Consider the following 7,502-nt stretch of genomic DNA (forward strand, 5'->3'; position numbering starts at 1 on the left):
AAGCTTTCAAAATCTCTGGAACCCCCGAAAAACCCGCCTTCTGGCGGGTTTTTTCGTTTTGGCGTTCCGTCGGATTCCGAGGGTAGCCAGCGCTAATAAGGGTACTTTTAAGGATACCTACCAATTCGACATTGGAAAGTACCCTTATGGCTCGCACAACGGCTCCCCTTACCGACAACGCCTGCCGCACTGCAAAGGCTCGCGAACGTGAGTACAAGCTTTTTGACGGCGATGGCCTTTACCTGCTCGTGAAGCCCAACGGTCGCAAAGGCTGGCGGCTCAGGTATGTGAAGCCCGATGGCCGCGAGGGCCTGACCTCACTTGGCAACTACCCAGTGGTCGGGCTGGCTGACGCTCGCCACAAGCGCTTCGAGCTCAAACAGCAGCTCGCCAACGGCATTGACCCTATACAGTCCAAGCAGCAGGCCAAGGTGCAAGCCGTGATCAATGGCCGAACCTTCGAAAGCGTTGCGCTCGATTGGTATGCCGGGATGGTGCCGAAGTGGGCGCCGGGCCACGCTAAGACTGTGCTTAGTCGGTTGAAGACTCACGTATTCCCTTTGTTAGGTGCCAGGGCAATCGTTGAGTTGGACACCCACGACCTCATGCAGCCACTGGAGGCTGTGACGAAGCGCGGCACCATCGACGTGGCGCTCAGGATCAAGAACTACCTGCAAAGCATCATGCGCGAAGCCAAACGGCTGCGACTGATCACGGCGAACCCGGCTCACGATCTCGATGGCTCGATCAAAACGCCACGGGTTACACATCGACCCGCACTACCCTTATCGCGGTTGCCTGAGCTACAGGCGCGTATCGACGGCTACAAAGGTCGCCCGCTCACGCGCCTCACGGTGATGCTATCGCTGCACGTGTTCGTGCGCTCCAGTGAACTGCGCTTCGCCCGTTGGAACGAGTTTGACCTCAAGCGTGGCATCTGGGAGATCCCCGACACCCGCCCGGCGCTGGACGGAGTACCCTTTTCCACAAGGGGTACAAAAATGGCCGGGGATATCCACGTTGTACCCTTATCGCCGCAGGCAGTGGCCTTGCTTGAGCAGATCCACGCGATCACCGGCAAGTTCGAGCTGGTGTTCGCGGGGGATGCAAAACCGTGGAAGCCGATGTCCGAGAACACGGTGAACGCCGCGCTAAGGACGATGGGCTATGACACCAAGGTGGATATCTGCGGCCACGGGTTCCGAGCCATGGCGTGCAGTGCGCTGGTCGAGTCCGGGCTGTGGTCGGAGACGGCTATCGAGCGGCAGATGAGTCACAAGGAGCGCAACAACGTACGGGCCGCTTATACCCACAAGGCCGAGTTCCTCGAAGAGCGCCGGATGATCATGACCTGGTGGAGCCGGTTTCTGGAGGCGAACCGCGAGGACCATGTGACGCCGCACGAGTTTGCCAAGCAGACGGGCGAGAACGTCACGCGCCTTCGCAGTGCCAAGAGGACCGAGTAAACCGCCGCACACCACCTCAACTCGTTGTGAAGTTACCCACAGCACCGCATGAAGCTCCTCCGCGCGGGTCCTTGCAAACGGGGCTGCAAAGCCGCCCCTTTTGAAAGGACCATACCCAAGAAAAAAACTGCTGGCACAGCGTACGTCTGTGGAAAACCACTGATGTCCACCGGGGGATAGTTTTATCCACAGGCGCTAAATCCCTGATATCGCGCTGCTTGACGAATATTGTCCACAAGCGTAGACCGGGAGTCGCAAGAGCTGTCGATGACAGCACCCAGGTGACCCGAACCTTTAAGGTCACGCCGCTCCCGCGGTGGTTCACCCGCAAGTACGATTCGCGTCCGGCAGCTCGTACGGTCACTACCCATGTGATGGATGCCAACTCAATATCGTTGCCCCTGCGGCAACCACCCTACCCATCTGCTCAGCGGCAACCTATCCGCTTGGCCATTTCGTGTGCGCCAACCTGCGCCCGTCTCTTTCACTGGAAAGAGACGGGCGCTCCTGACACTGCTGCAGCCCTGATCGCACATGGCTCAGCGGCAATTCCCCTCGTGACAATTGGCGTGACAAACGCCGATGTCACCAGCAACAGCCATGCCGATGATGGTGCCGCAGACCAAGGAATGGACTGCACCTGACTGACAGTCAGGCATGCCCCGGTCATCGCATTGCTGCGTTCACCCGACTCAGGATCTCGCGGCACTGGTCTCGTCAGCCAATGCAGCCTCCACCCGCCCACCGGTAACGGTGCTCAGGAGGCCAGATCATGAGATGCCCTTGCTCCCGGTCGTAAGGAGCCGTCAGTCCCGCGTTAGAGGACATCCCCACAGGTCGCAGGGGCCTTGATCCCTGATAACACTCAGCATTCTTGGCGGGATGACGTGGGGAACGTTTCGAAGATTTTCTGTAAAAATGACATTGATAATCTCCAACGTCCGGCAGCGGGCTGGACGGATCTCATCATATCTATTAATTCTAATAGCAATTTGGCATTATCCCCCCATGTTTTAGCCTAGGGATGGCATGCCATGAAGATTTTGATGCTGAAGGCCGGTTACGGCGACTCAATTCTAATCGTAGGTAACACAACCAACATCTTAGTAGATGGTGGTACGGCAAAATCTTTCGACGAATGGTCAAAATCGATACAAAAAATTGACAAGCTAGACGCTCTCTTCGTCACCCACATTGACAACGATCATGTTGGCGGCGCAATAAAACTCCTCACATCAGAACACTCAAACAAAGTTGAAAAGATTTACTTTAATGGTGCAAATCAAATTGTTGTAAATCCCTCCCCCGACTCAGGCACTAGAAATGACGATATAGAACTCTCGGCAATTTCTGCTTCTACTGTATTGTTTGATGAAGACAAGCAAATAGGGTATTCGGAAGGGACCTCTCTGTCCTTCATTCTCCAAAGCAAATGTCTTAACGCAAATTTAGAGTTCAATGGCAAAGCCGTAACGAGGCAATCTCTACAAAACATCATAACAGTAGGCGAGTTCAAACTAAACCTTATAGGACCAACAAAAGAAAACTTAGATAGCCTGAGAGACAACTGGCTCGCACTTTTAAAATCAAGAGGAATTAAAAGACGCATTATCGATAAAAAATATAGCTCTGCTTTTGAAAGCTATATTAGCTCCATCGACTTACCCACTAAGTCCGACCAGACTATTTCCAGCAACAGTGACGACATAGATTATCTAGCTAGTCGCCCCTTCAAAGATGATGACTCCCTACCCAACAAAAGTAGTATTTCTTTTTTGCTCAAGGCAGAATCCAAAAGCATATTAATGCTTGGTGACTCCGACGCTGCGACTATTAGCTCTTGGCTGAATGAAAATGCGATTTCTATTTTGAACGTTGATGCAATCAAAGTCCCGCACCATGGAAGCAAAAATAATTTTAACATCGAACTTATCAAAAGAATAAATACACCTTACTACCTCATATCTACTAATGGCAAAAAATCCTCACACCCAGACCTAGAAACAATAGCTAGGATATTAAAATACGCGCCGAACCGCTCAGCCAAAATTATTTTAAATTATAAAATACAGCACTTGACCAAGTCATTCTTGATGAACCTGGAAAACTGGGAGGGTAATATCAGCCTGCATCAAGATGTTGAGGAAATAGAACTTTGAGCAAAGAACTTTCGGATGACTTCAAGCTTGACAACGTCTTCATACTTGAAGCTTATAACGACCAAGAGTCCGCGATAGCAACTGGCACTTGCTTCGCTGTATCAGAGTCACTTTTTTTTACTGCCTACCACGTACTGGATGAAGCGCATTCTTTAAAGATTTTTCGAAATCGAGATGAATATCATTCAGGGCATTCCTATTCAATTGAATGCGTTTTTTCTGATTCAGAATCCGACTTTGCGATTCTATCCTCATCAACATTTAAAACAAATTGTACAATTGAACTCGGCCACTACGAAAGTGAACTTGGCGATGAAATTAGAGCAATCGGCTATTCAGCAGAGAAAAGTCGATTGCACTTCCCCATAAAAAGCACAATCTCTAATATTTTCGACTTTTCCAGCACTTACAGATACGATTTTGAGTTTGGAAAACCTGCAGAGATCGCGCAAGCTAGTGGCCTTTCTGGCGGGCCAGTATTCTTCAAAAAGTACGCCATCGGTTTTCTAGCACTCCAAACTATAGGATCTGGACTGCAAGCCGTTTCGTTTCACTCCCTATTTCAAAAGCAGTCGGTTAAGGACTACATTAATAATAATGGCATTCTAATTATCGATAGTGAAGAAATTTCATACGATGGTATCCCTCATCCAGAAAGTCCGTTTAAAATTTCAATAGACTGTTCTATAGCTGCACCCAACATTAAAGGACTAGATATTGGCTTTGATCTTGGCGAATGGCGCACGGAAAATCTGATCGACCAGGCTCTAAACTGGGTGGAAGACTACGCTCTCACACCTAAGGAAAAAAATGCCCTCAGCAGGCACAGCTTCAAACGAATCCAAAGTGCCCGCCGCAACTTCAAAGTTGAAGACCCCGCTGCGCTCGCAGATTTACTCCTACACATTGCAATACGTCAAAACCACAAAACAATTCCCATTATATCCAACACTACTACTATCGACGGAGAAGCTATATTCTCTTGTTCCCATATTATTATTAATAGGGCAAAAGTTGAGCTATGGCTTGGCATCTCCGCGATGGAAGATAGCTTAGAGAGCGCAGTAAAGGAAGCTATCCGCCGTGTCGACTCGCTAATTCGTGCAGGCGGCATAAGAGATAGGCTGGTTTTTATTTTGGCTGCTTTAGATCCAACTTGGCCCCAATTAGCCAAACTAGAGAAGCTTTCAATGCCGAACCTTAGTCTATCCGAAAAATTTGATAGAATAATCATTCCAATGTTTCTTTGCGCCAACTCTGAAACCATTAACAAATACAATCCCTCTAAATTTCTTGAATCATTCCAAAGCGATATAGATGATTGCAGGAAAAGAGTTGTAACTGCATACAGTTCTCAAATCGTGCCTCTAATCGACTTGCGTGTTTTCTTATTCCCTGTTGATAACGTACAACAACTGCACGAAAAATTTGCCACGGAGTTCAACTCATGAACAAGGCATTTTACTCTGAGCTTCGCGCACACATCGACAATCCGCTCTTTAGCGACTGGCAACATCTATTTCTTAGATTAATACAGATATACAACTCAAATCAAACAGACCACTTTCTCATACAAGATCTTACGCTGCGATGCCTAGAACGGCGCGACGAGTTCCACTCACTAAATGGATTGCTTAACGTCCTTATATCGGAACTTGGGCTTTTCCCGTATATAGACCAAGCCTCTACGACAACAAAAGATAAGTTCCGGCTTGAAATATTCAAATCCCCTATATCTGAAGACATCACGTTCCACCTTAAACAAGCCGAAATTTACTACAGAATAATAAGCGGAGAGAACATCGTTCTAAGTGCACCAACAAGCTTTGGGAAAAGCTTGGTTATTGATGCACTAATAAGCTCTGGCGAATATTCAAACTTAGTCATTATCGTCCCAACAATTGCCCTAATGGACGAACTCCGTAAAAAGTTTAGCAAATACAAAAGCCATTATAAAATCATCACGCAATCTTCACAAAAGCCATCAGAGCGAAACCTATACATTTATACACAAGAAAGGGTTCTTGAGTGTAGAAACCTAGAAAAAGTTGATTTCTTTATTATTGATGAGTTCTATAAACTGGCGCCCCGGAACTCAGCAGATTATAGAAGCGATCGGCTGAACCTAGCTTTCCACAAGCTATTTAAAATTTGCAAACGATTCTACATGCTTGGCCCTAACATAAATGGTTTAGCCGATGGCATTGAAGAAAAGTTAAACTGCGTATTTGTCAGCTATGATAGCTACAAAACAGTAGCCGCCAATGAATACGGGTACGAAATCAGGCACTATGGCACTGATCCTGAAAAAGATGTAGATAGAGATGAACATCTCAAAAATATCTTGAGCAACCTAAAGCCTGATGAGCAAACTCTAATTTTTTGCAAAACACCAAAACGAGCCGCATCTCTAGTTAAAAAAATCATGTCATATGATTTAACAAAAAGAAAAAACTAGAAAATTCATTTTCTTCCTGGCTGCGAGAAATCTATCACAATGACTGGTCGATGGCACAGGCAATTGAATATGGTATCGCTTGCCACCATGGAAGACTGCCTCGAGTTGTTTCCAGCTATATCGTAGAAGCTTTTAACGACAAGCTCATCAACATATTGATTTGCACTTCAACTTTGATTGAAGGTGTCAACACAAATGCAAGGAACGTGATAATCTACGATGACTGCATCCGAGGAGCAACCCAATTAGATTCTTTTACATTTAACAACATTAGCGGTCGTAGCGGCCGTATGTTCGAGCACTTTGTTGGAAATATCCATGTAATTGGGCGAAAACCAACTGTTGAGCTTCCTTTCATTGATGTTCCGATCGTCACACAAGATAGCAACGCATCTGCCTCAATGCTTCTTAGCATAATAGATGAATTGCCCCCAGAGAAGCGCTCATCGCTTTCTAACTACACTACACAGCAGTATGTCCCAATCAGCTTATTAAACAAGCATATTGGTGTACCTCCAGAGCGGATGATAAAATTCGCTGAAGCCCTTATGGAAAAATTTAAACCATGGAATACCTTAATGACATGGTCTGGAAAACATCCGAACAAGCACCAACTAAGGCACCTTTGCGAAATAATGTTCAACCACTTCGGCGTATCGAAAATGGGTGGAGGGTGCGTCAAAACCAGCAACCAGCTTTTCTATCGAATATTAAACATAATTAACAAAACTGAAGATAGAGAGTTAATCCAAAGCGAATATAACTTCTGGTCCTCGCGCACGGAGGATTACGAGATTGATGACGCAGTACAAAGTGTTTTTGACTTTAAGAGAAATTTAATTGGCTACAATCTTCCAAAAATCATCTTGGCTATAAGTGACATTCAGCGCACCATATTCAAACGATTCAACTACCCTTGCGGTGATTATACAGTTTTTGCACTTAGCCTAGAATCCTTGTATCTTCCGCCGCCGATTGTCGCGCTTGAAGAGTTCGGCATTCCTACTTATCTTGCAAATTGGATTTATGAGCTTTCAGGCGCAACTGACGATACTACTGTGGACATTTTATTAGAATACATCAGACGAGACAAAAATAGGATAATTTATTCTTTCGAAGGATTCGAGAGAAAGCTTTTAGAGCGCGCTATCACTTACATTTAACAATTTTTGCAAACTCAAGTCTAAGCCGCCTCAACTATCTCGCGAGCATGCCCAAAATCATGCTCGCTTTTTAGGGATACTTTTAGGGATAGCGATCGGAGACCTTTGACGAAAACTGAAGAAAAATCAAATTATTAATGCATATGTCGACTCCTGGTGCCGCACCATTCAAGGTTCCATAGAAAGCTTTCAAAATCTCTGGAACCCCCGAAAAACCCGCCTTCTGGCGGGTTTTTTCGTTTTGGCGTTCCGTCGG

At 46.4% G+C, this 7,502-nt stretch carries 5 protein-coding genes; all 5 read left to right on the forward strand.

The window, feature by feature from the left end; translation table 11 throughout:
• Positions 1-146: 146 nt before the first annotated feature.
• The 5 genes from H620_RS0118550 to H620_RS27290 all read left to right on the forward strand — a co-directional run bounded on the left by H620_RS0118550 (position 147) and on the right by H620_RS27290 (position 7,246).
• A complete protein-coding gene (locus H620_RS0118550; RefSeq protein ID WP_027907838.1) occupies positions 147-1,466 on the forward strand; it encodes a tyrosine-type recombinase/integrase in 1,320 nt (439 codons plus the stop codon).
• A gap of 1,034 nt (positions 1,467-2,500) precedes the next feature.
• Positions 2,501-3,625 (forward strand): ComEC/Rec2 family competence protein, encoded by a 1,125-nt coding sequence (locus H620_RS0118555; protein WP_027907839.1) that lies wholly within the window; start codon positions 2,501-2,503, stop codon positions 3,623-3,625.
• Complete coding sequence (locus H620_RS0118560) at positions 3,622-5,076, forward strand: Hachiman antiphage defense system protein HamA (protein WP_081669722.1); 1,455 nt, start codon at positions 3,622-3,624, stop codon at positions 5,074-5,076. Before H620_RS0118555 ends, H620_RS0118560 begins: the two co-directional genes overlap by 4 nt.
• The gene (locus H620_RS27285) at positions 5,073-6,083 is read left to right on the forward strand and encodes a DEAD/DEAH box helicase (protein ID WP_027907841.1); all 1,011 of its coding nucleotides are present in this window, start codon (positions 5,073-5,075) and stop codon (positions 6,081-6,083) included. The genes H620_RS0118560 and H620_RS27285 overlap by 4 nt, the downstream gene beginning before the upstream one ends.
• 50 nt (positions 6,084-6,133) lie before the next feature.
• A complete protein-coding gene (locus H620_RS27290) occupies positions 6,134-7,246 on the forward strand; it encodes a helicase-related protein (RefSeq protein ID WP_209439660.1) in 1,113 nt (370 codons plus the stop codon).
• Positions 7,247-7,502: the final 256 nt, after the last annotated feature.

Origin of the sequence: Pseudomonas taiwanensis DSM 21245, from assembly GCF_000425785.1 — a bacterium.
In the GTDB taxonomy this organism is placed as follows: domain Bacteria; phylum Pseudomonadota; class Gammaproteobacteria; order Pseudomonadales; family Pseudomonadaceae; genus Aquipseudomonas; species Aquipseudomonas taiwanensis.